This is a genomic window from Rubripirellula obstinata (assembly GCF_001642955.1).
In the GTDB taxonomy this organism is placed as follows: Bacteria; Planctomycetota; Planctomycetia; order Pirellulales; family Pirellulaceae; genus Rubripirellula; species Rubripirellula obstinata.
The window spans coordinates 1-1394 of sequence record NZ_LWSK01000285.1 but is presented as its reverse complement, the minus strand read 5'-3'; the positions used below and the strand labels follow the sequence as shown (position 1 = coordinate 1394).

Annotated in this window: 1 protein-coding gene; it reads left to right on the top strand. The window is 54.5% G+C overall.

Annotation, left to right across the window (positions count from 1 at the left end; genetic code table 11):
- The first annotated feature begins 459 nt into the window (after positions 1–459).
- Positions 460–735: a hypothetical protein gene (locus tag RC85_RS28815; RefSeq protein ID WP_238383231.1), complete on the top strand. Its 276-nt coding sequence runs from the start codon at positions 460–462 to the stop codon at positions 733–735.
- The last annotated feature ends 659 nt before the right edge of the window (positions 736–1394 follow it).

The window sequence follows — 1394 nt, the reverse complement described above, 5'->3', positions numbered from 1 at the left end:
AACTCGGCAAGTTGCCTGACCGCTCGGACGTACGCCTTGACGGTTCGGTCTGCCATGCCCTGAAGCTGCAGATCATCGGAGAGCCGCTTACGTAGCGACTCCGGGAAGAAACTTGGGTTGGACTTGGACGGATTAAATCGCTTAGACTTGCTCATGTGGGGGATCCTCTGAGAGAATGTAAGCCGAACTCCCAGTGAGTTCGGATCTACCAAAGGGTTCCTCACGTTTTCAATCCACACGCCCCGCCGCGAAGCGGCTTACTTGAACCATGGGATGCACCGGAGTGGGACTTGCGGCCGTTTCCTGATGGTTACCTTTTCCCTTCCCACCCGGTGATCCCGGTCGTTATCCGACTGAAAGCTCTCTGTTTACTTGGATTCTTGCCGACTCATGAAATGGCTCACCAATCTTCTGCTCCGAGGGGCCACCAAACGTTGCAGGAAAAAACTGCGTGGTGAAATGGATAGCAGTGCGGAATTGGATCTGATCGCGATCGCATTTGCCTGCGCTTGCTACCCGACTGGCACGTACAAATCCGACGCTTACAATCGAATCCTTGCCGCCATCAGATCGGGAGAATACAACGCGATACCATCTCGCGATGCTAGACTTGTCGTGCACGAATGGACTTACTACAACCGAATGCCCGCTTCTGACGCCTTTTCCGCGGTCTGGACCGTGGGCCTGCACACTTTCGCCGCTCAATTGCTCCCGGTGCTGTATGCCGACGGATAACCAACGGTTGCAACGGAGCGGCGGCCGACGCCGTTTTTGTTTGCTTGCACGCCTTCACCCGCCGCCCGCTGAACCGAACCGTTATCCGACTGAAGACGATCCTTTGGACAACACCTCAACATCTAAGCCGATGATGCAGGACGGTAAATCGCCTTTCGTAGCAACAGTCCTCGGCGTGATTTGCATCGCGAACCTCCTTTACGTCGGGTTGGCGCCTAACCTTGGCGTTAGCGCGAATGGCCCAGCTTGGCTTACGGTCCCTACGATCGCGTGCCTTGCGGCTCTTTTTGCCTTCCTAGCACGGCGACTGGTGAAACGCATTCCGACACGAGCGATGCTAACAGCCCTCGTCTTCACTGCGCTTTCGATTGCTTGTTGTGCCGCAATGATCTATTCTCTTGGTCAACTATTCGGTCCGTGATAGACTCTTCCTCAGTTTTGAATTGCACGACCAGAATAGTCACAAAATGGCGGATAACCATTGCATGCACCGGAGTGGCGGCCGCACACTTTCCTCTCTGCTTGCACGTCAAATCCCGCCACCTCGGTGATGCATACCGTTATCCGACTGAACATACCCTGCTTATTCCCTATGGACACCGTTCATATTTTCGCCTGTGCCAGGCGTTTTATTGACGCTCAACACTTTGCCGACTTCG

Bases quoted from the DNA above. Each gene is read 5' to 3' on its own strand.
- RC85_RS28815 (WP_238383231.1), top strand. From the start codon at position 460: ATGGATAGCAGTGCGGAATTGGATCTGATCGCGATCGCATTTGCCTGC.